Annotated in this window: 24 protein-coding genes; 3 read left to right on the top strand and 21 right to left on the bottom strand. The window is 63.0% G+C overall.

Annotation, left to right across the window (positions count from 1 at the left end):
- Positions 1-225 precede the first annotated feature (225 nt).
- Entirely contained in the window at positions 226-1,203 is a 978-nt protein-coding gene (locus tag AB6809_RS09770; RefSeq protein ID WP_006048696.1) for a DMT family transporter, read from the top strand.
- A gap of 56 nt (positions 1,204-1,259) precedes the next feature.
- Here AB6809_RS09770 and AB6809_RS09775 read toward each other — a convergent pair whose 3' ends face one another.
- Positions 1,260-1,592: an RnfH family protein gene (locus AB6809_RS09775; RefSeq protein ID WP_371026503.1), complete on the bottom strand. Its 333-nt coding sequence runs from the start codon at positions 1,590-1,592 to the stop codon at positions 1,260-1,262.
- Positions 1,589-2,026 (bottom strand): type II toxin-antitoxin system RatA family toxin, encoded by a 438-nt coding sequence (locus AB6809_RS09780; protein ID WP_006048694.1) that lies wholly within the window; start codon positions 2,024-2,026, stop codon positions 1,589-1,591. Before AB6809_RS09780 ends, AB6809_RS09775 begins: the two co-directional genes overlap by 4 nt.
- A 100-nt stretch (positions 2,027-2,126) precedes the next feature.
- On the opposite strand from AB6809_RS09780, the gene smpB reads away from it, so the two are divergent.
- Positions 2,127-2,573 (top strand): SsrA-binding protein SmpB, encoded by a 447-nt coding sequence (gene smpB, locus AB6809_RS09785; protein WP_006048693.1) that lies wholly within the window; start codon positions 2,127-2,129, stop codon positions 2,571-2,573.
- Positions 2,574-2,707: 134 nt separating this feature from the next.
- On the opposite strand, the gene AB6809_RS09790 is transcribed toward smpB, so the two are convergent.
- The 3 genes from AB6809_RS09790 to ppsA all read right to left on the bottom strand — a co-directional run bounded on the left by AB6809_RS09790 (position 2,708) and on the right by ppsA (position 6,774).
- A complete protein-coding gene (locus AB6809_RS09790) occupies positions 2,708-3,643 on the bottom strand; it encodes an SPFH domain-containing protein (RefSeq protein WP_006048692.1) in 936 nt (311 codons plus the stop codon).
- A 92-nt stretch (positions 3,644-3,735) separates the two neighbouring features.
- Positions 3,736-4,191: an NfeD family protein gene (locus AB6809_RS09795; RefSeq protein ID WP_029970857.1), complete on the bottom strand. Its 456-nt coding sequence runs from the start codon at positions 4,189-4,191 to the stop codon at positions 3,736-3,738.
- Positions 4,192-4,368: 177 nt separating this feature from the next.
- On the bottom strand, positions 4,369-6,774 hold the full coding sequence (gene ppsA, locus AB6809_RS09800; protein WP_029970856.1) for a phosphoenolpyruvate synthase: 2,406 nt from the start codon (positions 6,772-6,774) through the stop codon (positions 4,369-4,371).
- A 539-nt stretch (positions 6,775-7,313) separates the two neighbouring features.
- Here ppsA and AB6809_RS09805 point away from each other — a divergent pair.
- Positions 7,314-8,129: a pyruvate, water dikinase regulatory protein gene (locus AB6809_RS09805; protein WP_006048688.1), complete on the top strand. Its 816-nt coding sequence runs from the start codon at positions 7,314-7,316 to the stop codon at positions 8,127-8,129.
- A 16-nt stretch (positions 8,130-8,145) separates the two neighbouring features.
- Here the strand turns inward: AB6809_RS09805 and AB6809_RS09810 are convergent, their stop codons facing one another.
- From AB6809_RS09810 to rpsB, 16 genes are all read right to left on the bottom strand, one after another.
- Complete coding sequence (locus AB6809_RS09810) at positions 8,146-8,934, bottom strand: RNA methyltransferase (protein WP_006048687.1); 789 nt, start codon at positions 8,932-8,934, stop codon at positions 8,146-8,148.
- Between the two features lie 133 nt (positions 8,935-9,067).
- Positions 9,068-9,877, bottom strand: coding sequence for a ribonuclease HII (rnhB, locus tag AB6809_RS09815; protein ID WP_371026504.1), 810 nt, complete (start codon positions 9,875-9,877; stop codon positions 9,068-9,070).
- Complete coding sequence (lpxB, locus tag AB6809_RS09820; RefSeq protein ID WP_006048685.1) at positions 9,874-11,043, bottom strand: lipid-A-disaccharide synthase; 1,170 nt, start codon at positions 11,041-11,043, stop codon at positions 9,874-9,876. Before lpxB ends, rnhB begins: the two co-directional genes overlap by 4 nt.
- 3 nt (positions 11,044-11,046) lie before the next feature.
- Complete coding sequence (gene lpxA, locus AB6809_RS09825; RefSeq protein ID WP_053858266.1) at positions 11,047-11,835, bottom strand: acyl-ACP--UDP-N-acetylglucosamine O-acyltransferase; 789 nt, start codon at positions 11,833-11,835, stop codon at positions 11,047-11,049.
- Between the two features lie 105 nt (positions 11,836-11,940).
- The gene (fabZ, locus tag AB6809_RS09830) at positions 11,941-12,405 is read right to left on the bottom strand and encodes a 3-hydroxyacyl-ACP dehydratase FabZ (protein WP_006048683.1); all 465 of its coding nucleotides are present in this window, start codon (positions 12,403-12,405) and stop codon (positions 11,941-11,943) included.
- Between the two features lie 207 nt (positions 12,406-12,612).
- Positions 12,613-13,737, bottom strand: coding sequence for a UDP-3-O-(3-hydroxymyristoyl)glucosamine N-acyltransferase (lpxD, locus tag AB6809_RS09835; RefSeq protein WP_371026505.1), 1,125 nt, complete (start codon positions 13,735-13,737; stop codon positions 12,613-12,615).
- Positions 13,738-13,817: 80 nt separating this feature from the next.
- Positions 13,818-14,339, bottom strand: coding sequence for an OmpH family outer membrane protein (locus AB6809_RS09840; RefSeq protein WP_006048681.1), 522 nt, complete (start codon positions 14,337-14,339; stop codon positions 13,818-13,820).
- A gap of 47 nt (positions 14,340-14,386) precedes the next feature.
- A complete protein-coding gene (gene bamA, locus AB6809_RS09845) occupies positions 14,387-16,699 on the bottom strand; it encodes an outer membrane protein assembly factor BamA (protein ID WP_371026506.1) in 2,313 nt (770 codons plus the stop codon).
- A gap of 67 nt (positions 16,700-16,766) precedes the next feature.
- Positions 16,767-18,170 carry an RIP metalloprotease RseP gene (gene rseP, locus AB6809_RS09850; RefSeq protein WP_029970851.1) on the bottom strand — a complete coding sequence of 468 codons (1,404 nt, stop codon included), beginning with the start codon at positions 18,168-18,170 and terminating at the stop codon, positions 16,767-16,769.
- A gap of 7 nt (positions 18,171-18,177) precedes the next feature.
- The gene (locus tag AB6809_RS09855) at positions 18,178-19,383 is read right to left on the bottom strand and encodes a 1-deoxy-D-xylulose-5-phosphate reductoisomerase (protein ID WP_053858268.1); all 1,206 of its coding nucleotides are present in this window, start codon (positions 19,381-19,383) and stop codon (positions 18,178-18,180) included.
- Between the two features lie 10 nt (positions 19,384-19,393).
- A complete protein-coding gene (locus AB6809_RS09860) occupies positions 19,394-20,215 on the bottom strand; it encodes a phosphatidate cytidylyltransferase (RefSeq protein ID WP_107706687.1) in 822 nt (273 codons plus the stop codon).
- On the bottom strand, positions 20,209-20,991 hold the full coding sequence (uppS, locus tag AB6809_RS09865; RefSeq protein WP_006048676.1) for a polyprenyl diphosphate synthase: 783 nt from the start codon (positions 20,989-20,991) through the stop codon (positions 20,209-20,211). Before uppS ends, AB6809_RS09860 begins: the two co-directional genes overlap by 7 nt.
- 152 nt (positions 20,992-21,143) lie before the next feature.
- Positions 21,144-21,704, bottom strand: coding sequence for a ribosome recycling factor (gene frr / locus AB6809_RS09870; RefSeq protein ID WP_006048675.1), 561 nt, complete (start codon positions 21,702-21,704; stop codon positions 21,144-21,146).
- Positions 21,705-21,804: 100 nt separating this feature from the next.
- A complete protein-coding gene (gene pyrH, locus AB6809_RS09875; protein ID WP_006048674.1) occupies positions 21,805-22,518 on the bottom strand; it encodes a UMP kinase in 714 nt (237 codons plus the stop codon).
- Between the two features lie 219 nt (positions 22,519-22,737).
- Positions 22,738-23,619, bottom strand: coding sequence for a translation elongation factor Ts (gene tsf, locus AB6809_RS09880; RefSeq protein ID WP_006048673.1), 882 nt, complete (start codon positions 23,617-23,619; stop codon positions 22,738-22,740).
- A 181-nt stretch (positions 23,620-23,800) separates the two neighbouring features.
- The gene (rpsB, locus tag AB6809_RS09885; protein WP_371026507.1) at positions 23,801-24,553 is read right to left on the bottom strand and encodes a 30S ribosomal protein S2; all 753 of its coding nucleotides are present in this window, start codon (positions 24,551-24,553) and stop codon (positions 23,801-23,803) included.
- Positions 24,554-24,687: the final 134 nt, after the last annotated feature.

Here is a 24,687-nt window from a genome sequence, read left to right on the forward strand (position 1 = left end):
GCGAATTATACGCGATACCTCCCCGCTTTTCACTGCGCGAACAGCAGCTTAGCGAATTTCGGGCGCATTTTTTCGTGGCTTTTACACCCTTGATTTCGCTTCGCCGTTCGCCTCGGGTTCGATCGCGTTTCGTTTGCTCGGGCCCGAATGCAGAATCAAACAAGACGCCCCTCGCGCCGGCCGGCTACGCTTGCGACCATTCCAGTTTTCTCGCAGGAGCAGTCGATGCAGCGCGGTGTCGCCTATGGAGTCATGGCCGGAGCCCTATGGGGCATGGTGTTTCTGGTCCCGCGCGTGCTGCCGGATTTTTCGCCGCTGTTGCTGTCGGCCGGCCGCTACACGATGTACGGCGTGGTCGCGCTCGCAGCGGCGTTGCCCACGGCGCGTTCGCTGCTGAAGCGCCTGACTCGCGAAGACCTCGTCGCGCTCGTCAAGCTCGCGCTGGGCGGCAATCTCCTGTACTACCTGCTGCTGACGGCGGCGGTGCACCTCGTCGGCATCGCGCCGGCGTCGCTGATCGTCGGCGTATTGCCGGTGACGGTCACGCTGATGGGCCGCGGCGACCGCGGCGCGGTGCCGCTCGCGCGCCTCGCGTGGCCGCTTGCGGTCGTGATGGCGGGCATCGTCTGCATCAATATCGACGTCTTCACGGCCGCCGACGGCACGCCCGCCGGCGTCCTGACGAAGCTGCTCGGCCTTGCCTGCGCAGTCGGCGCGCTCGGCTGCTGGACGTGGTTCGCGGTCGAGAACACCCGCTACCTGCAACGGCACACGCATTTCAGCGGCAACGAGTGGTCCGTGCTGTGGGGCGTCGTGACGGGCGCGCTCGGCGCCGCGCTGTGGCTCGCGATCGCCGCGCTGCCGCCGGGCGGCCCGCAGGGCGAACTGGCGCAAAGCCGCTGGCACAGCTTCTGGGCGCTCAATCTGGTTCTCGCGATCGGCGCGTCGTGGCTTGGCAACGGCCTGTGGAATGCGGCGTCGAAGCGGCTGCCGTTGACGCTATCCGGTCAGATGATCGTGTTTGAAACGCTGTTCGCGCTGCTCTACGCGTTCATTTACGACGAGCGCCTGCCGCGGCCGCTCGAACTCGCCGCGATTCTGTTGCTGGTGGCGGGCGTGTGCTGGTCGGTGCGTCAGCATGCGGACGACGATTCCGGCGGCACTGCGCCGGTCGAAGAAAAGGCTCAGGGTTCGGCGCCCTAGCACGCACGGTCCACGGGCCGCCCCGCATTGCAGCCCGCACCGAGCAACCTACCCGCCTAACGCGAATCCTTGTTCTGCCAGCGACGCCCTTCGATCGAGCCGGCCTTGCGGGTCTTCTCGACGCGACGCTGGCGTGACACCTTCGGGTCCACGAGCAGCGGCCGGTAGATCTCGACGCGGTCGTGATCGGCGAGCACGGTGTCGAGCGGCTTGAGCTTGCCGAATACGCCGACTTTTTGCGTCGCTAGATCGATCTGAGGAAAACGCTGAAGAATGCCGCTCGTCTCGATAGCCTGCGCGAGCGTGGCGCCCGCCGGCAATTGCACGTCGACGAGCGCCTGTTCGTTCGCGAGCGCATAACAGACCTGGACGGACAGACGCCCGCTCATGCCTTGCCGTAGCGCTGGTCCGCGCGCTTCACGAAAGATTCGACGAATGTATTGGCGATGTGATTGAACACCGGCCCGATGATCTTTTCGAGGATGATGTTGGTGAACTCGTAGTGCAGCGCGAACTCGATCTTGCAGGCGTCCGCGCGCAGCGGCGTGAAGCGCCAGAAGCCGGTGAACTTGCGAAACGGCCCGTCGGCGAATTCCATGTCGATGCGGGTGGGCCGCTCCATGCTGTTGCGCGTCGCAAAGTGCTGCTTGATGCCCTTGAAATTGATGTCGATCTTCGCCTCCATGCTGGTATCGTCCCGATGACGGACCTCGACGCCTCCGCACCAGGGCAGGAAGTTCGGGTAATCGGCGACGTCGGTGACGAGGTCGAACATCTGTTCCGCCGAATGGCGGATCAACACGGTTTTCTGGACATCTGCCATAAATTGAACAGCACGTGGCAAGGGTGGACGGGCGCGGCGGGCTTTCCTTGCCCCGCTTTGCTAAAATCGTGATTTTAAACGAGTTGGGCACTTTCCATTCATGAGCATTATCGACAACAGAAAAGCGTTCTACGACTACTCGGTCGAAGAACGTTACGAAGCAGGGCTCGTGCTCGAAGGATGGGAGGTCAAGGCGCTGCGCGCCGGGCGCGGCCAGATCAAGGAAGGTTACGTCGTGATCAAGAACGGCGAGCTGTTCCTGATCGGCACGCACATCAGCCCGCTGCCCGAAGCCTCGACCCACATCAACCCCGACCCTGTTCGCACGCGCAAGCTCCTTTTGCACAGCGAAGAAATTAGCAAGCTGATCGGCAAGGTCGAACAGCGTGGCTACACGCTCGTGCCGCTGAATTTTCACTACAAGGGCGGCCGCGTCAAATGCGAGATCGGCCTCGCCAAGGGCAAGAAGATGCACGACAAGCGCGAAACCGAGAAAAAGCGCGATTGGGAGCGCGAAAAGGCGCGTTTGATGCGCTCGCCGACCTGAGTCTTGCGCGGGCGTTTGCCGCGACGCTGCCAGAGCAGTGTTTGCCGAGCACGATGAAAATGGCCCGCTTGCTGCGGGCCATTTTTTTTACCAGCGTTGGCGCAACGGCGCCTAATCCAAAACCAACCGGGCGCTCAGCGCGCCTCCGCCACCCCGCTCTTGCCCTTGTTCACGATGGTCAGCGCCGAAGCGATCATCGAACTCATATCCGCGAGATTGCCTGGCACGATCAGCGTGGTGCCCTGCTTCGCCAAATTGCCGAACGCGTTCACGTATTGCTCGGCGACCTTCAGGTTTACCGCCTCCATGCCGCCATGCGACTGAATCGCAGCAGCAATCTTCTGGATGGCTTGCGAATTGGCCTCGGCAACCGCAAGAATCGCCGCGGCCTGCCCTTGCGCCTGGTTGATCGCCGCCTGCCGCTCGCCTTCCGATTTCTGGATTGCCGCCTCGCGCCCGCCGGACGCGATGTTGATCTGCTCCTGCTTGCGCCCTTCCGAAGCTGCAATCAACGCGCGCTTTTCGCGCTCGGCGGTAATTTGCGCCTGCATCGCGTGAAGGATTTCCTTCGGCGGTGTCAGATCTTTGATCTCGTAGCGTAGGACTTTGACGCCCCAGTTCGCCGCGGCTTCATCGAGTGACGAGACGATGCTGTGATTGATGAAGTCGCGCTCCTCGAAAGTCTTGTCGAGTTCGAGCTTGCCGATCACCGAGCGCAGCGTGGTCTGCGACAACTGCGTGATCGCGAACACGAAGTTGCTCGATCCATACGACGCCTTCATCGGATCGGTCACCTGGAAATACAGCACGCCGTCCACCTGCAACTGCGTGTTGTCGCGCGTGATGCAGACCTGGCTCGGCACTTCGAGCGGAATTTCCTTGAGAATGTGCTTGTACGCGATCCGGTCGACGAAAGGAAACGCGAAGCTCAGGCCCGGCGTCAGCGTGCGGTGATAGCGGCCGAGCCGCTCCAGCACCCACGCATGCTGCTGCGGCACGATCTTGATGGTCTGCGCCGCCAGCACGATCACGATGACGAGCAGCACCGCCCCGATAATGGTCGAATCCATTTACGCCCTCCAATCTTTAGTTGGTTTGATTAGTTCGATTAACTACTTCGGTTGACTGGTTTGGGTCAAACAAGTCAGCGAATGTCCGACGCTCACCGCGTATTGACATGATGCGTCGCGGGCCGCTTCGCCGCGACCACAAGACAACTGCCGTGCAGTTCGATGATTTCGTAGGTTTGGGCGTCTTCGGGCTCGCCGGGCGCGAGCTCCGCGTCCCATTGCGCGCCGCGATAGCTGACCCGCGCGCGACGCTCGTGCCACGCGGGCACACTGAGCGTCTGCCCGATGTCGAGATTGACGTCCGGATTCGCGGACGCTTCCTTGCGCGTCCTGCGGCCAAAGCGCGAACGCTTGAGCACAAACACGGCCGCCAGCGCGACGACCGCGGCAACGGCGAACTGCACGTCGGCGGCGGCGCCGGCAATGTGCGCGATGGCCGCCGCCACGCAACCGAGCGCGATCATCAGCAGATAGAACGTGCCGCTGAGCAATTCCAGCACGACCAGCACGCCCGCCCCGACCCACCAGAACAATCCCCCTGGCGCCACGTCGACCTCCACAAAGCAAAACACCCCGGATCTACCGGGGTGTTTATAGCACGAAGCGCGGACAAATTACCGGCATTCAGGACGCGCTTCACTGCGCCGCTGACGCGCGTTTGACGCGCCGTTGATATGCCGCACTCTTCGTTATGCGTGCCGCTTAGGACGCGGCACGCCGCACGCTTACTTCGTCGACGATTTCGCCAACTGCTGCCACGTCTCGATGATTGTGTCAGGGTTCAGCGAGATCGACTTGATGCCTTCATCCGTCAGCCATTGCGCGAAGTCCGGATGATCCGACGGACCCTGACCGCAGATGCCGACGTACTTGTCCAGACGCAGGCACGTTTCAATTGCGCGCTTCAACATGAACTTGACCGCCGGATCGCGTTCGTCGAAATCGACCGCCAGCAGTTCCATGCCGGAGTCGCGGTCGAGGCCGAGCGTGAGCTGCGTCAGGTCGTTCGAACCGATCGAGAAGCCGTCGAAGAATTGCAGGAACTCTTCGGCGAGAATCGCGTTCGACGGCACTTCGCACATCATGATGAGACGCAGCCCTTTCTCGCCGCGCTTCAGGCCGAACTTCTCCAGCAAGCCGACCACGCGCTCCGCCTGCTTCAGCGTACGCACGAACGGCACCATGATCTCGACGTTGTCGAGGCCCATCTCTTCACGCACCTTCTTCAGCGCGACGCATTCCATCTGGAACGCTTCGGCGAAGTCTTCGGCGATGTAGCGCGACGCGCCGCGGAAGCCCAGCATCGGATTCTCTTCGTCCGGCTCGTAGCGCGAACCGCCGATCAGCTTCTTGTACTCGTTCGACTTGAAGTCCGACAGACGCACGATCACAGGCTTCGGATAGAAGGCCGCGGCGATCGTCGCGATACCTTCGGTCAGCTTGTCGACGTAGAACGCGCGCGGCGACGCGTGACCGCGAGCGACGCTTTCCACGGCCTTCTTCAGGTCCTGGTCGATGTTCGGGTACTCGAGAATCGCCTTCGGATGAACGCCGATGTTGTTGTTGATGATGAACTCGAGACGCGCGAGACCCACGCCCGCATTCGGCAGTTGCGAGAAGTCGAAAGCCAGTTGCGGGTTGCCGACGTTCATCATGATCTTCACCGGAATGGGCGGCAGTTCGCCGCGCTGCACTTCGGTGATTTCCGTTTCTAGCAGGCCGTCGTAGATCTTGCCTTCGTCGCCTTCCGCGCACGAAACCGTGACGAGCGCGCCATCCTTCAGCACGTCGGTCGCGTCGCCGCAGCCGACCACGGCCGGCACGCCCAGCTCACGCGCGATGATTGCCGCGTGGCACGTGCGGCCGCCACGATTCGTGACGATTGCGGACGCGCGCTTCATGACCGGCTCCCAGTTCGGGTCGGTCATGTCGGCGACCAGCACGTCGCCCGGCTGCACACGGTCCATTTCCGACGGATCGTGAATCACGCGCACCGGGCCCGCGCCGATCTTCTGGCCGATCGCGCGGCCGGTAGCCAGCACGTTCGATTGACCCTTCAGCTTGAAGCGCTGCTCGGCCTTGCCCGTCGCCTGGCTCTTCACCGTTTCCGGACGCGCCTGCAAGATAAAGATCTTGCCGTCGCGGCCGTCCTTGCCCCACTCGATGTCCATCGGACGCTGGTAGTGCTTTTCGATGATGACCGCGTATTTCGCGAGTTCGATCACGTCTTCGTCGGTGATCGAGAAGCGGTTGCGCTGCTCGTGCGTCACGTCGACGGTCTTCACGCGGCCTTCTTCACCGGCCTTCGTGAACTCCATCTTGATGAGCTTCGAGCCAATCGAGCGGCGGATGATCGGATACTTGCCTTGCGCGAGCGTGGTCTTGTAGACGTAGAACTCGTCCGGATTCACCGCGCCTTGCACGACCGTTTCGCCGAGACCGTAGCTCGACGTGATGAACACCGCGTCCTTGAAGCCCGATTCCGTGTCGAGCGTGAACATCACGCCGGCCGCGCCGACGTCCGAGCGCACCATGCGCTGCACGCCCGCCGACAACGCGACTTCAGCATGCGTGAAGCCCTTGTGGACGCGATAGGAAATAGCGCGGTCGTTGTAGAGCGACGCGAACACGTGCTTCATGCGATCGAGCACGTCTTCGATACCGACCACGTTGAGGTAGCTTTCCTGCTGACCCGCGAACGATGCGTCCGGCAAGTCTTCCGCCGTTGCCGACGAACGCACGGCAAACGACAGCTCTTCAGGCGAGCTGTTTTGAAGCGTGTCGAAGCCCGCGCGAATGTCGGCTTCGAGTTGCGGCTGCATGGGAGCGTCGACGATCCATTGACGGATCTCCTTGCCCGCTTCGGCAAGCGCCTTCACGTCGTCGACGTCGAGCGTCTCGAGACGTTGGGCGATGCGTTCCGTCAGGTTGTTGTGATGCAGGAAGTCACGGAAAGCCAGTGCCGTCGTGGCGAAACCGGTCGGCACGCGCACGCCGGCTTCGGCAAGCTGACTGATCATCTCGCCTAGCGACGCGTTCTTGCCGCCGACAATCTCCACATCGGTCATCCGCAACTGCTCGAACGGAACTACATACGCCTTATCCTTTGCGACGGTAACTGCGTTAGTCATACAAGCCCCTAAGTGTGAAAGAAATTCACGGCTGTGCAAGTGGGCTCGAACGCGAGACGCTCATTGGAAGCGTGAGCTCGCGTCTTGCACAACCTGTTGGAGAAGCAATCGCTTGTGGCGTGCGGGGTTGGAGCTTGCGCTCCACCTTCCGCACGAAGAAGGCGAATCGACGCATTTAGCGCCCGATCAATCGCGATCCGCCCGCTTTAGCTCCAGATAACATCGCGTTGAACGACCGTTCGCAGCGAGTTAGACGCCAATCGCCTGCAATTGCTTATCCAACAGGTTGCCGCTATTCTACCGTGCCGACTCTCGAAATGTGACTGTCGGACGAGAATTGCGCCTCGAATCGCGCCAGGCTGCCCGCAGGGCTCTTCCAATGCATGAAGAGAGCCTCCAGGCCAGTCCTGGCGTAGTAGCGGTGCCCACGGCGCGCTGTTTCGACGCCGCTGCATGAGCGGTCAGCCACCGCGCAGCGAAGTCGCTCCAGCAATGTTCCATTCGAGCGCTTTTTGCCGCTCACGTTCCCTGCCCCACTGATGCCGCCCACCGTATTCATCGTCTCCGACGGTACCGGGATCACTGCCGAAACCTTCGCGCATTCGATCCTCTCCCAGTTCGACCAGAAATTTCGCCTGGTCCGCGTGCCTTTTGTCGACTCGACAGAAAAGGCCTACGCCACCCTCGAAAAAATCAATGAAGCGGTCCAGCAGGACGGTCGCCGTCCGATCGTCTTCACCACGCTCGTGGACAGCGCATCGAATCAGATCGTCAAAGGCTCGAACGCGCTCGTGCTCGACATGTTCCAGACCTTCGTCGAGCCGCTCGAACAGGAACTGGAGCTGAAGTCGAGCCACGCGATGGGGCGCGGCCACCAGAACGCGGACACCGAGGAGTACAAGAACCGCATCGAGGCGATCAACTTCTCGCTCGCGCACGACGACGGCCAGTCGAACCGCAATCTCGCCGACGCGGACGTGATCCTCGTCGGCGTATCGCGCAGCGGCAAGACGCCGACGAGCCTCTACCTCGCGATGCAGTACGGCGTGAAGGCGGCGAACTATCCGCTGATTCCGGAAGATTTCGAGCGCGGCAAGCTGCCTACGCCGCTATTGGCGCATCGGCAGAAGATGTTTGGCTTGTCGATCGATCCGCAACGGCTTTCGGAGATTCGCAACGAGCGCCGGCCTGGCAGCAAATACGCTGCGCCGGAAAATTGCCGTTACGAGATCAACGAAGCCGAGGCGATGATGCGTCGCGAAGGGATCAAGTGGCTGTCGTCGACGCACAAGTCGATCGAAGAGATCGCTACCACGATCCTGCAGGAAATCAAGCTGGATCGGCCGTCGTATTGAGCGAGCCTTCGCTCGTTTATGCGCGGCTCGCGCGCTGCTGTCTGCATTGCTCGAACACGCAGACAGCCGCGGCCGCCGCGACGTTCAACGATTCCATGCCGCCCGGCTGCGGAATCGTCACGCGCAACGTGACCGCGTCGCGCCATGCTTGCGACACGCCGGCGCCTTCATTGCCGAATACCCACGCCAGTTCCGCGCTCAAATCGCAATCGTAGATCGCTTCGGCGCCGTGCGAATCCGTGATGACAACCGGCACCGCGAGGCGCTCGATCAACGTCTGCGCTTCGACGTCTTCGTGAATCTGCAGCAGGAAGTGCGCGCCCATGCCCGAGCGCAATACTTTCGACGACCAAGCGTATGCCGTGCCCGGCGCGCAGAACACCTGCTGAATGCCGGCCGCGGCCGCACTGCGCAAGATGGAGCCGACGTTGCCTGCGTCCTGCACGCCGTCGAGCACGATGCAGGTTTGCGCGACCGTGTCGGGCAGCGGCGTGTCGAGCTTTTCCACTAGCAGCAGCATGCCGACGCCGTGCACGACATTCGACAGTTGTCCGAACAGCGCGTCCGGCAACGTCACGATGCGTTGCTCGTCGATACGCGAAACGATCGCCTGCGCTTCGTCGTGACGCAGCGCGCCCTCGGTGACGATGCACATTTCCGGCTGCCCCGCGACGTCGAGATACGCGCTCGCGAGATGAAAACCTTCCAGCAGCGCATGACCGCTGCGACGCTGTTGATGCGTCGATCCGGCAAGCGCCTTCAGGCGTTTATAGAGCGGATTGTCCCGCGAGGTGATGGCTTTCACAGGCAGCGAAGACGGTGAGAAATGAGGAAAGGGATGAGCGCGTTGCTGATCGCATGCGGTGCGGCTAGGTGCTGGTTACGGCGACGGCAGCATTGACGGGCGATTGTGCCACGTTAGCTGCGGCGCCTTCTGCTCACGCGCCGCTGCGTTCGCCGAACGCGTCGCCGTCGAGCAGCGCATCGTCCAGCACGCCGTCCGCGAGTATTTCCGGCACGGCGATAATCTCGCCCGCCGGCAGCGGCACGCCGGTGCCGAATCGCAGATGCGCTTCGCGCACGGGTGCGAACGAGCGCCGGTGATGCTCGCACGGCCCATGTTCGCGCAAGGCCGCCAGATGCTGCGGCGTGCCGTAGCCGGCATGCGCGTTAAAGCCGTACGCGGGATAAGTCTGGTGCAATTCGAGCAGCATCCGGTCGCGCGTCACCTTCGCGAGAATCGACGCCGCCGAAATGCTTTTGACCAGTGCGTCGCCGCCGATCACCGCTTCGCTGCGAACGCTCAGCGTGGGGCAGCGGTTGCCGTCCACCTTCACGAGCGTCGGCGTGACGGACAGCCCTTCTACCGCGCGCTTCATGGCCAGCATGGTGGCGTGCAGAATGTTCAGCGTATCGATTTCCTCGACCGTTGCCGAGGCGATGCAGTAAGCGAGCGCACGGTCGACGATCTTCTCGTACAGTTCGTCGCGCTTTTTCGCGGTAAGCATTTTCGAATCGTCGAGGCCGCGAATCATCGGCTTCGACGGATCGAAAATCACAGCAGCAGCGACGACCGGCCCGGCCAGCGGCCCGCGCCCGGCTTCGTCGACGCCGCAGACGATGTCGTCCGCCGTCTCGAAGTTCAGGCCGACCTGCCGAGTCGCCGCGCTGGCAAGGCCCGCCGTCTTCCGGCGTGGCGCGTGCGCAGCGGCGTGCTCGTTAGTGCGCTTGGTGCGTTCGTCGCTCACGGCCGCGCCCTGCGCTTCTCAACGACACTCGCGACCACTTCCGCCGCACGCTGCGCGGTGTTCTGCTTCAGCACGTGATGCATCTCCGTGAAGATTTCCGTCAGCGTGCGCCGGTTGGCTTCATCGCGCAACTGTTTCAGCGTGGCTTCGGCGAGCGCCTGCGGCGTCGCGAAGTGCTGGAGGATTTCGGGCACCACGAAGCGGCCCGCCAGAATGTTCGGCAAGCCGACGTACGGCAGATAACCCTGCCGGCGCATGATCTGACCCGTCAGCCAGGGCACCTTGTACGAGATGACCATCGGCTTTTTCAGGAGCGCGGCCTCGAGCGTCACCGTGCCGCTTTTAACGAGGATCGCGTCGGCAGCGGTCATGGCGAGTTGCGACTGGCCGTCCGTAATCGTGAGCGCGAGACCGGGGTGCGAATCGACCAGCGGGCGCAGCATCTCACGCAATGCCGGCGTGGCCGCGGGCATCACGAAGCGCAGACCGGGCTCCTGGTGCTGCATCATTTCCATCGCGGCGAAAAACGTCGGCCCGATCAGATCGATCTCCGAGCGGCGGCTGCCCGGCAGCACCGCGATGACCGGACCGCTTTCCGCGAGACCGAGCGTGCGGCGCGCGCCGAGCGTGTCCGGCTCAAGCGGAATTTCGTCGGCAAGAGGATGACCCACGTACGATGCCGCGACGCCCGCTTTTTCCAGCAGCGCCGTTTCGAACGGGAACACGCACAGCATGTGGTCGACCGCCTTGGCGATCTTCTTGATGCGCCCGCCGCGCCACGCCCAGATGGACGGGCACACGAAGTGAACGGTCGGGATGCCGGCCTCGCGCAGCGGATGCTCGAGCCCGAAGTTGAAATCGGGTGCATCGACGCCGACGAACACCGAGGGCGGCTCGGCCAGCAGTTGGCGCTTCAGGTCGGTGCGGATGCGCAGAATCTCGGGAATATGCCGCAACGCTTCGACATAGCCGCGCACGGACAGCTTCTCCATCGGCCAATGGGCGTCGAAACCGGTGGCGACCATGCGCGGACCGCCGATCCCGTAATAATGCGTGGCGGCAGGCAGGCGGCTCGCAAGGCCGTCCAGCAGCGACGACGCCAGCAGGTCGCCGGACGGCTCGCCGGCCACCATCGCGATGCGCAGCGGACTGGGTTGCAATGCCATCGCTTAGCGGATGATGCCGCGCTGCGACGCTTCGACGAATGCGAGCAGCGTCCCAACCGGGCCGTCGCCGTCGCCGCCGGCGGATGCGAGCTCACGCAGTTGCGCCTTGGCTTCCTCGAGCGACAGGCTGTTCTTGTACAACAGACGGTACGCCGAGCGCAGCGCCGAAATGGCGTCCGGCGAGAACCCGCGGCGGCGCAGACCTTCGACGTTGATGCCGTGCGGCTCCGCCTTGTTGCCGGCCGCGATCACGAACGGCGGAATGTCCTGCACGAGCGCCGATGCGCCGCCCAGCATGGAATGCGCGCCGATGCGCACGAACTGATGCACGCCCGACATGCCGCCGACGATCGCGTGGTCGCCGATCGTCACATGGCCCGCCATCTGCGCGTTGCTCGACAGAATGACGTTGTTGCCCACGTGGCAGTCATGGCCGATGTGCACGTACGCCATGATCCAGTTGTCGTCGCCGAGCGTGGTCACGCCTGCGTCCTGCACCGTGCCGGTGTGGATCGTGGTGAACTCGCGGATCGTGTTGCGGTTGCCGATCTCGAGCCGCGTCGGCTCGTCTTTGTACTTCATGTCCTGCGGACGGCCGCCGACCGATGCGTAGTGGCCGATGCGGTTGTCTTCGCCGATCGTGGTGTGACCTTCGATCACACTGTGCGAGCCGACCGTGGTCCGCGCGCCGATCGTGACATGCGCGCCGATCACGGCATACGGTCCGACTTCAACGGATTCGTCGAGTTGTGCGCCCGGTTCGACGATCGCAGTGGGATGAATCCTGCTCATGCGTCCTCGCTTCTGATTCTGTTGCGTTGTCTGGATGGGCTGCGGCGAGCCGGCTGCGCTGCATGAGGCGCCGGCTGGCCGAAGCTCGAGTCAGGTGCCCTTGATTCAGGCGTCCTTGTCCGTGTGACGCACCGCGCACATCAGGTCGGCTTCAGCCGCCACCACGCCGTCCACCTCGGCCCGCGCCTTGAACTTCCAGATGCCGCGCATATGCCGTTCGAACGTGCAGTTCAGGATGAGCTGATCGCCCGGCTCGACGACACGCTTGAAGCGCGCGTTGTCGATACCGACAAACAGATACAGCGTGTTCGACGGATCGCTCGGCTCTTCCGAGAACGTCAGCAGCGCCGCCGTTTGCGCAAGCGCTTCGAGGATCAGTACGCCAGGCATGACCGGACGCGTCGGGAAATGCCCCTGGAAATACGGCTCGTTGATCGACACGTTCTTCAACGCTTTGATGCTCTTGTGCGGCTCGAGTTCGAGCACCCGGTCGACCAGCAGGATCGGGTAACGATGGGGCAGCAGCGTGAGAATCTTATGGATGTCGAGATTGATTTTTTCGGTGCTCATGGTGTTTCTGCTCACGCATTGACTGCGCGATGATGACTGCGGATGCTGGTGCAGGTGGGTTGTCAACGCGTTGTTAGCGCGTGATGAGCGCATGCTGCCGGCGCTCGCCGTGAACCGGTTGCCGTGCCACCGCGGGTCACGGCAACCCTCTTCGCTTCCTGATATTCGCCCGCCATTTTACGCGGAGTCGGCGGGCCGTCCGGAAAACTAGCTTTTCTCGCTCCGTGCATGACCTGCCGCGCCGGATGCCGCGCTCGCCGGCTTGCTGTCCTGCTGATCCGCGGCGGCGTTTTCCAGTGCCTTGATGCGGTCGCGAAGCTTGTCGATATTGCGCAGCAAGGCCGCGCTCTTGTTCCAGTCGGCGTGATTCACGGCCGGGAATGCGCTGGTGTACATGCCGGGCTTGAGCAGCGACTTGGACACGCCGGACTTCGCGGTCACGATCACGTGATCGGCCAGCGTCACATGCCCGGCAATGCCGACCGCGCCGCCGATCATGCAGTGACGGCCGATGGTCGTGCTGCCCGCAATGCCCGCGCAACCGGCAATGACCGTATACGCGCCGACCTTGCAGTTGTGCCCGATCTGCACGAGGTTGTCGATTTTCACGCACTCCTCGATGATCGTATCGGCCATCGCGCCGCGGTCGATCGTGGTGTTTGCACCGATTTCGACGTCCGCCGCGATCGACACGCCGCCCACTTGCGGAATCTTCACCCAGCTACCGGTGCGCGCGTCGCCTTCGCCGACGAAATCCGGCGCGAAGCCGAAGCCGTCCGAACCGATGACCGCGCCCGCGTGCACGATCACGCGCTCGGCGAGCTTGCAGCCGTGATACACGGTGACATTCGGATAGAGATGCGAGCCAGCGCCGATGCGCGTGCCGCGGCCAATGGCCACGTTCGCGTCGAGCCGCACATTTTCGCCGATGACCGCGCCCGCATCCACCGTGACATGCGGCCCGATCACCGCGCTTGCGGCGATCTGCGCGGACGGATCGATCGTCGCGCTCGGATGAATGCCGGGCGCGACCTTCGGCGTGGCGAGGTCGATGAAGGTTTGCGCGACGCGCGCGAAGTAAGCGTACGGGTTCGGTGTGACGATGAAATTACGCCCGCTGCCCGATGCGAGCTTCGCGAGGTCGTCCGCATTGATCAGCACCGCGCCCGCGCGGGTTGTTTCGACTTGCGACAGGTACTTCGGGTTGGCGAGGAACGCCAGCTGGTCCGGGCCTGCCTGGTCGAGCGGCGCCAGACTGCCGACGCGCTGCGAACCGTCTCCCACTACTTCACCGCCGAACCGCTGGACGATGTCCTCGAGCGTAAAAGCCATGCCTATCGTGTCTCCTGCTGATCAGTACAACTTGTCGGTGCGCGCTGTCAGTGCGCGCTGTCGGCGCTCTACTACCGCCTTCAGTTGCCCGAAGCCGCGAGAGCCTTGAGCACCTGATCCGTAATGTCGATGCGCGGGCTCACATACACCGCTTCCTGCACGATCAGGTCATAGTGCTGCGCCTCGGCGATCTGCTTGATCACCTTGTTCGCGCGGTCCAGCACCGCTGCCAGTTCTTCATTGCGGCGCTGATTCAGGTCTTCGCGGAACTCGCGTTGCTTGCGCTGGAAGTCGGTGTCGAGTTGCGACAGATCGCGCTGCTTTTGCGCACGGTCCGTGGACGACATCGACGCGCCGTTCTTGTCGAGCGAATCGGACATCGACTTGAGCTTCTGCGCCATGTCCGCGAGGTCCTTGTCGCGCTTGGCGAACTCGGCCTCGAGCTTGACCTGGGCCGCCTTCGCCGCCGCCGATTCCCGCAGAATCCGGTCCGAATTCACCGCGGCGATCCTGGCTTCCTGAGCGTGCGCCACTCCGACGCCCAGCGTCATTGCCAGCGCCAGCGCGCAAGCCACACGTTTCGAAAACATACCGGTTAGCAAAGTGATCCTCTCGATACTGTTGTTTGGCGAGCCGTCCGCAACGCGGATCAGAACGCCGTCCCGATCTGGAACTGGAACTTCTGATACTGGTCGCCCGTATGCTTGGTGAGCGGGAAGCCCAGGCTCAGCTTGAGCGGCCCGATCGGCGAAATCCATGCGAGACCGACACCGTAGCCGTAACGCAGACCGTTCGCGCCGTTCGAATTGGCCGCAGCGCTCGCGTCCGCCCAGACGTTACCGGCGTCGAGGAACGTGAACACGCGCAAGGTGCGATCATAGCCGGTGCCCGGCAGCGGGAATGTCAATTCGATGTTGCCGACGAGCAGCTTCGAGCCGCCGATCGGATCGCCAGTCGTCTTGTCGCGCGGACCGAGCGAGCTCGGCTCGTAGCCACGGACCGAACCGATACCGCCCGCGTAGTAGTTCTTGAAAATCGGGTATGGCTTGCCGCCCGTGCCCTTGCCGTAGCCGCCCTGGAAGTTGAAGCCCAGCACGAAGCCGCGCGCAAACGAGTAATAGTACTGTGCGTTGATGTCGGCCTTGTAATACTGCGTGCTGCCGATCGGCGTGCCGTATTCGGCGTTCGCCTGCGCGAAGTAGCCGCGGCTCGGCACGAGCGCGCTGTCACGCGCGTCGCGCGACCAGCCCACCGTGACCGGCACGTTGTTCGACACGCGGCCGAAGTCGTCGACGTATTGCTTGTACGACGCCGGCGTGTTCGCGTCGACGTCGAGCTTGTTCTGCTCCAGACCTGCGCCGAAGTACACCGTATCGACTTCCGAGAACGGGATGCCGAACTTCAGGTCGCCGCCCATCGTGACGATCTTGAAGCTCGAATCGGTCGAGTAGTACAGCGGCTGATACGTGCGGTAGTAGACGTCGGTAATACGCTTGATGCCGTCCACCGTGAAGTACGGGTCGACCTGCGTGACGGTCAACGTGCGATACGTCTTCGCGGTGTTGACGTTCACCGCGAGGCTCGTGCCCGAACCGAACACGTTGTCTTGCGAGACGCCTGCGGACAGCACCACCTTGTCCGTCGACGAGAAGCCCGCGCCCAGCGTAATCGCGCCGGTCGGTTTTTCGGCGACCTTCACGTCCACGTCCACCTGGTCGGGCGTGCCTTCCACGGGGATCGTGGTCACGTCGACGTCGGTAAAGTAGCCAAGACGGTTGATACGGTCTTTCGACAACGCGAGGCGGTTCGAGTCGAACCACGAGCTTTCGAGCTGGCGCATTTCGCGGCGCACCACTTCGTCGCGCGTACGGGTGTTGCCCACCACGTTGATGCGGCGCACGTAGACCCGGCGGCTCGGGTCCACTTGCAGCGTCAGGTCCACCTTGTGATTCGACTGGTCGATCTGCGGCTGCGCGTTGACGGTCGCGAACGCGTAACCGTATTCGCCCAGCTTGTCGACGATTGCCTTGGTCGTGGATTGCAGCTTTTCGGCCGAGAAGCGGTCGCCCGGTTTGATCTTGATGAGCTTCGCGAGCTCCGGCTCGCGGTCGAGCAGATTGCCGGCCAGCTTGATGCTCGAGATGGTGTACGGCTCGCCTTCATGCAGCGTGACCGTCAGATACATGTCCTTCTTGTCCGGCGTGATCGACACCTGGGTCGACTCGATGTTGAACTCGAGATAGCCGCGGTTCAGGTAGTACGAGCGGATACTTTCGAGGTCGCCGGTGAGCTTGTCTTTCGCGTACAGGTCATTCTTCGTGTACCACGAGAACCAGTTCGGCGTGGACAACTGCATTTCGTCGCGCAGCGTGCCGGTGCTGAACGCCTTGTTGCCGATAAAGTTAATCTGGCGAATCTTGGCGCTCGGCCCTTCGGCCACCGAGAACAGCACCGAGACGCGATTGCGGTCGATCGGCGTGATGGTGGTCGTGACTTCGGCTGCATAGTAGCCGCGCGTCAGGTACTGGCGCTTCAGTTCCTGTTCCGCCTTATCGACGAGCGCCTTGTCGTAGTAACGGCCTTGCGACAAACCGACCGCGCGCAGCGCCTTGGTCAGGTTTTCCTTGTCGAATTCGTGAATGCCCGCGAAGTCGATCGTGCCGATGGCCGGACGCTCCAGCACCTGCACGATCACTACATTGCCTTCGGTCGCGATCTTGACGTCGTTGAAGAAACCCGTTGCGTACAGCGCGCGAATCGCTTCGGATGCCTTGTCGTCGTTGAACGTGTCGCCCTGCTTGATGGGCAGGTAGGCGAACACCGTACCGGGTTCGACGCGTTGCAATCCCTCGATCCGGATGTCTTGCACCACGAAGGGCGTGGTTGCGTGAGCAACCAGCCCATGCGCGGCGAATGCCGCGGTTATAACCGTCTTCGGAACAAAGCGATGAGGTTTAAACAACGTGCTTCCCCAGTGTGTATAGCTGCATCAGGTCGGACGGTCGCTATTGTGAGCGCCGCCGGACACTTTAAAAGTGGATTAAACGAGCGAGATCGTTGAACAGTGCAATCGCCGACAAAGCGACGATGCAGGCGAGACCCGCCCTCTGAAAAACGAGTTGCCAGCGATCGGAGACAACTTTACCGGTCACAGCTTCAACCAAATAATATAACAGATGACCCCCGTCCAATACCGGAATTGGTAGCAGGTTCAGTACACCGAGGCTAATACTGACGAGGGCGAGGAACGACAGGAATGCAGAAGGACCTAGACGTGCGCTCTTTCCTGCGTAATCGGCGATGGTCACCGGACCGGACAGATTCTTCAGCGATGCATCGCCGACGATCATGCGGCCGAACATCCGCACCGAGTAAACCGCGAGATCCCACGTGCGGCGCGCGCCGAGCTGAAGGCTTTCGACCGGTCCATAACGCACGTTGATGGACGGCACCTGGGTCGCCAGTTCGGCGCCGATGCGACCGACCTGCTGCCCCGTTGCCGCGTCGCGCTGCGCTTGCGGAACGATCCTGATGTCTTCGAGCTTGCCCGAGCCCTGTGCTTCCGTTTGACCCGCGGCTGCGCGCTCTACTTGCAGCGTCAGCGGTTGGCCGGCGTGCGATTTTACATACGCGATGAAGGCTGTGGCGTTATCAGTCGCGACTCCGTTGATCGCGCGCAAGCGATCGCCCGGAAGAAGTCCCGCCTTTTGCGCGGCACTGCCGGGTTGCACGCCGGCAACCGTCAGCTTGCCCCCGCCGGGTTCGAAGCCGAGCCGCGACATGAAGTCGTCGTCGACGTCCTTTTCGGTGACACCGCGCAAATCGAGCTGGAAGTCGGACGGGCCGTTCGCGCCTTTTGCGATCAGCACGACGCGCTTGTGATCGAACGCAGCGCCGAGCAGCTTCCAGCGCAAGTCGGACCACGAGCGCACCGGCTCGGACTCGGCCGCGTTCTCCGCGCGCACCGCCACCACTGTTTCGCCGCCTTCGAAACCGGCGGCCGCAGCGGTCGTGTTGGGCGCGGGCGTGGCAAGAATCGCCGCCGGTTCGGTGACGCCGGTCGCGAACACGAGGCCGAACAGGACGATGGCAAGCAAGAAATTCGCGACCGGCCCTGCCGCGACGATTGCGATACGGCGCCACACCGACTGCCGGTTGAACGCATGCGGCAACGCTTCGGCGGGAATCGGCGCGCCGCCCGTCTCGCGCTCGTCGAGCATCTTCACGTAGCCGCCGAGCGGCAGCGCGGCGACCGTCCATTCGGTGCCGCTCTTCGGACTAACCCATTGGAACAGCGGCTTGCCGAAGCCAATCGAAAAGCGCAGCACCTTGACGCCGCACAGCCGCGCCACGCTGTAATGCCCATATTCGTGGACGACCACCAGCACGCCAATCGCGACCGCGAAGGCGAGCACTTCGATCAGCAGATTCATAGGCGCCTCACTGGACGGCGCGTTCCGTGCGGCGGGCGGCGTCGGGCAGACGCGCGATGAATTCGGCTGCGGCGCGACGCGCGGCGGCGTCCGCTTCGATCACGTCTTCGAGCGCATGCGCGCTGCGATTGGGCAACGCGTTGAGCACCGAGTCGACCACCTGCGCGATCGCCATGAAGCCGATCTGGCGCGACAGGAACGCTTCAACAGCAATTTCGTTAGCGGCATTGAGCGCCGCGCTGGCGACGCCGCCTTCGGCGAGCGCCTTCATGGCCAATGCCAGGCAAGGGAAACGCGTGTAGTCCGGCTTTTCAAACGACAGCGACGCGATTTCCACCAGATCCAGTTGCGCGACGCCCGAATCCACGCGATCCGGGAACGCGAGCGCGTGCGCGATCGGCGTGCGCATGTCCGGGTTGCCGAGTTGCGCGAGCACCGAACCGTCGGCGTACGACACCAGCGAATGAATCACGCTTTGCGGATGAATCAGCACGTCGATGCGTTCGCCCGGCAAGCCGAACAGCCAATGCGCCTCGATGACCTCGAGGCCCTTGTTCATCATGGTCGCGGAGTCGACGGAGATCTTGCGGCCCATCACCCAGTTCGGATGCTTGCAGGCTTCATCGGGCGTGACGTCGGCGAGCGTGGCCGGTTCGCGCGTGCGGAACGGGCCGCCCGACGCGGTCAGGATGATCTTGGAGACGCCGCCATGCAGCGCGGCTTCGCGCGGCAGGCACTGGAAAATGGCGTTGTGTTCGCTGTCGACCGGCAACAGCACGGCGCCGTTGTCATGCACGGCATCCATGAAGATAGCGCCCGACATCACGAGCGCTTCCTTGTTCGCGAGCAGGATGCGCTTGCCGGCGCGCGCGGCCGCGAGGCTCGGCGCGAGGCCGGCCGCGCCGACGATGGCCGCGACCACGGTGTCGCAGCCGTCGCTCTTCGACACCTCGACGAGCGCCTCGGCGCCGTGCGTCACCTCGGTCTTGCAGCCCGCGTCGCGCAGCTTGGCCGCGACGCGCGCCGCCGTGTCGGCGTCGCCGACTACCGCCACTTCCGGCCGGAAGCGCAGGCATTGCTCGACGAGCTTGTCGCCGTTGCGGTGCGCGGTGAGCGCATAAACCGAAAAGCGCTCGGGATGACGCGCGACGACGTCGAGCGTGCTGTCTCCAATCGAGCCCGTGGAACCGAGCAATGTCAGACGTTTTTGCATATCTCTTTCTCTAGCCGAGCAGCAGCATGGCAAGCGGCAGCACCGGCAACAATGCGTCGATGCGGTCGAGCACGCCTCCGTGCCCCGGCAACAGGCCGCTCGAATCTTTCACGCCGGCCTGGCGTTTCATCATGGATTCAAAAAGGTCGCCCACCACGCTGAACGCCACCAGCAGCGTCAGGGCAAGCAGCGCGCGCGGGGCGCCCCAATGCGCCCACAGCTCAGAATACAGGGTCGGCTCGAACGCATGCGAAAGGACCGCCGCCACCGCGACGATCATCACCGCGAGCCAGCCGCCGATCGCGCCCTCCCACGTCTTGCCGGGACTGATGGCGGGCGCGAGCTTGTGCTTGCCGAACGCCTTACCCGAGAAGTATGCGCCGATATCCGCGAGCCATACCAATAGCAGCAGCGACAGCACGAACGGCACGCCTTGCATGCGCGCGGCGACGAGAGCATGCCAGCAGGCGACGAATATCACAATCCCGACAAGCAGCAGAAAGCTGCGCCAGGCGCCTTGCGCGAGCGTCGGCTTGCGCAGCAGCACGAACGGGCCGGCGATCACCCAGAAAATGGCGGCCGCCTTGTAAAACGGCTGCGCGCTGTCCACGCCGATGCCAAGCCGCGTGCTGGCCACGAGCGCGACCGCCGCGACGAGCGCGTAGATAACCGGGCCGGCGCCGCCCAGCTTCAGCAGGCGGGCCCATTCCCATGCGGCGAACACGACGACGAAGGCGATCAGCGCGCCGAACGCGCCGACCGGCGCGAACAACGTGACGGGCAGGAACACCGCCAGAAGCACAATCGCCGTGATGACACGGGTTTTTAGCATGGAAGCGAATCGACGTTTTGCGATTGCGGCTCGAGCTGAGCGCTGGTGCGGCCGAAACGGCGCTCACGCTCGCCGTATGAGGCAATCGCGCGGCCGAGCGCGTCGGCGTCGAAATCCGGCCAGAAGGTGTCGGTGAAATAGAACTCGGTGTAGGCGAGTTGCCACAGCAGGAAATTGCTGACGCGCCGCTCGCCGCCCGTGCGGATGAAGAGGTCGGGCTCAGGCGCATAGGCCATGGACAGATGCTCGGCGAACGAATCCTCGTTCACCTCGACCGGCTTGCCGGCGAGCGCGGCCTGTTCCACGAGCTTGCGGGTCGCCTGCATGATGTCCCAGCGGCCGCCGTAATTGGCGGCGATGGTCAGCGTGAGGCGGGAATTGCGCGCGGTCTTGGTTTCCGCCCGTTTGATCAGGTCGCGGATGCGTGCATCGAAACGTTCGAGATCGCCGACCACGCGCAAACGGATGCCGTTTGCGTGCAGCTTGCCGATTTCGCGCTCCAGCGCCGTGACGAAAAGGCGCATCAGGAACGACACTTCGTCGTTCGGACGGCGCCAGTTTTCGGAGCTGAAAGCGAACAGCGTCAGATATTCGACGCCCTGGCGGGCGCACGCCTCGACGGCCGCGCGCACCGCGTCGACGCCGCGCGTATGACCGGCCACGCGCGGCAAGCGGCGCTGGGTGGCCCAACGGCCGTTGCCGTCCATGATGATCGCGATGTGTCGCGGCACCGCGGCGACATCAGGCACGCGCACGGTTGAACTGGTGTAGGTCATGGCCGTCGGGACAATAACTGCAAATGAAGAAGTAAAAATCCTGAAAGTGTGAGTGCTCCCAGACCTGGCGCTTCACGGCTCGGACTTCGCGCGAGCTCCGCACAGACAGTAACGCCGAAGCGAGCCGGCGTTCTGTTCGGAGCCTCGCAGCCTCATACCGTCATGATCTCTGCTTCTTTGGTCACAACAAGCTTGTCGATTTCAGCGACGAATTTGTCCGTCAGCTTCTGAACGTCGTCGCCGGCGCGGCGCTCGTCGTCTTCCGAAATTTCCTTGTCCTTAACGAGCTTCTTCAGTTGCTCGTTCGCGTCGCGGCGCAGATTGCGCACGGCGACCTTGGCCGTTTCGGCTTCGCTCTTGACGACTTTCGTCAATTCGCGGCGTCGTTCTTCGGTCAGCGCGGGCATCGGCACGCGGATCACGTCGCCCTGGGTAGCCGGGTTCAGGCCGAGATCCGACTCGCGGATCGCCTTTTCGACGACCGGGACCATCTTCTTTTCCCACGGCTGCACGCCGATCGTGCGCGCGTCGATCAGCGTCAGGTTCGCGACCTGCGAGATAGGCACCGGCGAGCCGTAGTAATCGCACTGGATGTGATCGAGCAGGCCCGTGTGCGCACGGCCCGTACGGATTTTCGACAGATCGTTCTTGAACGCGTCGATGGAACGCTGCATCTTTTGTTCAGCGCCCTTCCTGATATCAGCCACAGACATTTTAAAACCTCCGAACCTTCAAAACGGTGCGAGCCGGCCAGCACGCGCGATATGCGGCGGCCCGGGCTCGCGTCAAAGCCCACGTTATGTGAACGAGAGTTTACACGTGGACGAGGGTGCCCTCGTCCTCGCCGAGCACGATGCGCTTCAATGCGCCCGGCTTGACGATCGAAAAAACGCGGATCGGCAGCTTCTGGTCGCGGCACAGCGCGAACGCCGTGGCGTCCATGACCTGCAGGTTGCGGCCGATTGCCTCGTCGAAGCTGATCGTGGTGTAGCGCGTCGCGCTCGGATCTTTCTTCGGGTCGGCTGAGTAGACGCCGTCCACCTTGGTGGCTTTCAACACGACTTCGGCGCCGATTTCCGAGCCGCGCAGCGCGGCGGCCGTGTCGGTCGTGAAGAACGGGTTGCCGGTGCCGGCCGCGAAAATCACGACTTTGCCTTCTTCGAGCTGGCGAATCGCGCGCGGACGGATGTACGGCTCGACGACCTGGTCCATGCGCAGCGCGGATTGCACACGCGCCTCGATGCCGGCGTGACGCATGGCGTCTTGCAGCGCCAGCGCGTTCATCATGGTGGCCAGCATGCCCATGTAGTCGGCCGTGGCGCGATCCATGCCGGCCGCGCCGCCCGCGACGCCGCGGAAGATATTGCCGCCGCCGATCACTACCGCCAACTGCGTTCCAAGACGGACCACTTCGGCCACGTCCGCCACCATTCGTTCGATGGTCGCGCGATTGATGCCGAAGGCATCGTCGCCCATCAGAGCTTCACCGGAGAGTTTGAGCAGGACGCGTTTGTAGGCAGTGGGCATAGGGGTATCCAGATCGCGCAGAACAGGGCAACAACAAGGGACTAATGTAGGGGTGAAACGCCGATTCGGGCAAGCGCCGCCAAATTGATGAACCCGGAAGGTCCACCGGCGGCGGCCGCGCGGCGAGGATCAACCCGCGCGCAGCCTTGCGGCGCTGCCGACCGCGGCACAGTCTTGCTGCGCCGCGGGTACAACGGTACTAGCTGAGACTCGCGATGCTTATTGTTGCTTTGCAGCAGCCACTTGAGCGGCAACTTCAGCGGCGAAGTCGTCCTGCTTCTTCTCGATGCCTTCGCCGACCACGAAGAGCGCAAACTTTTGGACGCTCGCGTTGCCCGCCTTCAGCATCTGTTCGATCGTCTGCTTGTCGTTCTTAACGAACGTCTGGTTCAGCAGCGACACTTCCTTCAGGTACTTCTGCACGCTGCCTTCCACCATCTTCGCGACGATTTCAGCCGGCTTGCCCGATTCGGCGGCCTTCTGCTCGGCGATGCTGCGTTCCTTGGCGATCAGGTCCGCCGGCACGTCGTCCGACGACAGCGAGACCGGCTTCATCGCGGCGATGTGCATGGCCACGTCCTTGCCGACCTGCTCGTCCGCGCCGGTGTACTCGACCAGCACGCCGATGCGCGTGCCGTGCAGGTACGCTGCCAGCTTGTTCGACGTCTCGAAGCGGACGAAGCGGCGGATCGACAGGTTTTCACCGATCTTGCCGACCAGCGCGAGGCGCACTGCGTCGACGGTCTGGCCGTCGAGCGGCAGAGCGGACAGCGCGGCGACGTCGGCCGGGTTTTGCGTGGCGACCAGTTCGGCGATCTTCTTCGAGAAAGCCAGGAAGTCGTCGTTCTTCGAAACGAAGTCGGTTTCGCAGTTCAGCTCGACCAGCGAACCTGCATTGCCGCCGATGAACGATGCGACCACGCCTTCAGCCGTGACGCGCGATGCCGCCTTGCTGGCCTTGTTACCCAGCTTCACGCGCAGCAGCTCTTCGGCGCGCGCCATGTCGCCGTCGGCTTCCGTCAGCGCCTTCTTGCATTCCATCATCGGCGCGTCGGTCTTTGCGCGCAGTTCTGCAACCATGCTTGCGGTAATTGCCGCCATCATTTGCTCCTTGAGTTCCGTCTGTGTTCCGTGTCACACGCCGCCCGCACTTCGATACCGGCGGCAAGAATTCGTTTCAGCGTTATGCGAATTTTTTGCGGATAACGCCTTGCTACAGCGTCGCGGCTTAAAAAAAGGGGGCCTGTAGAAAGCCCCCTTTTTTGCCGGACACGGGGCAGCTTTACGCTTCCGCGTTGACCTCGACGAACTCGTCGCCGTCGTCGCCGCGTGCAGCCTGCACCACTTCGTTGACCGCGTTGGCACGGCCTTCGAGGATCGCGTCAGCCACGCCGGCCGCGTACAGAGCGACGGCCTTGCTGGCGTCGTCGTTACCCGGGATCACGTAGTCGATGCCTTCGGGCGAGTGGTTCGTATCGACCACTGCGATGACCGGCACGCCGAGCTTGTTCGCTTCGGTGACGGCAATCTTGTGGTAGCCGACGTCGACCACGAAAATCGCGTCCGGAATGCCGCCCATGTCCTTCACGCCGCCGATCGACTTCTGCAGCTTGGCCATTTCGCGTTCGAACAGCAGCGCTTCCTTCTTGCTCATGCGTTCGGTTTCGCCTGCTTCCAGCGCTGCTTCCATGTCCTTCAGGCGCTTGATCGAAACCTTCAGCGTCTTGAAGTTGGTCAGCATGCCGCCGAGCCAGCGTGCGTTGACATAAGGCATGCCGGCGCGCAGCGCTTCCTGGGCGATCGTGTCACGCGACTGACGCTTCGTGCCGACGAACAGGATGGTGCCGCGATTGGCTGCCAGTTGACGCGCGTACTTCAGCGCGTCGTTGTACATCGGCAGCGTCTTTTCGAGGTTGATGATGTGAATCTTGTTGCGATGGCCGAAAATGAAGGGGGCCATCTTCGGGTTCCAGAAGCGCGTTTGGTGACCGAAGTGGACACCGGCTTCCAGCATTTGACGCATGGTAACTGCCATGAAAATCTCCGCGAGGGTTGGGTCTTAAGCCGGCTGCCGTATCCGCCGCGCCGCCATGTCTTGTCTGGCTGAGCGCCGCGAACACCCTGGGTGCGCCGGCTTGCGAGTCTGCCGCCTTGATACTGCTCTCACCC

It is taken from the genome of Paraburkholderia sp. RCC_158 (assembly GCF_041355255.1).
In the GTDB taxonomy this organism is placed as follows: Bacteria; Pseudomonadota; Gammaproteobacteria; order Burkholderiales; family Burkholderiaceae; genus Paraburkholderia; species Paraburkholderia graminis.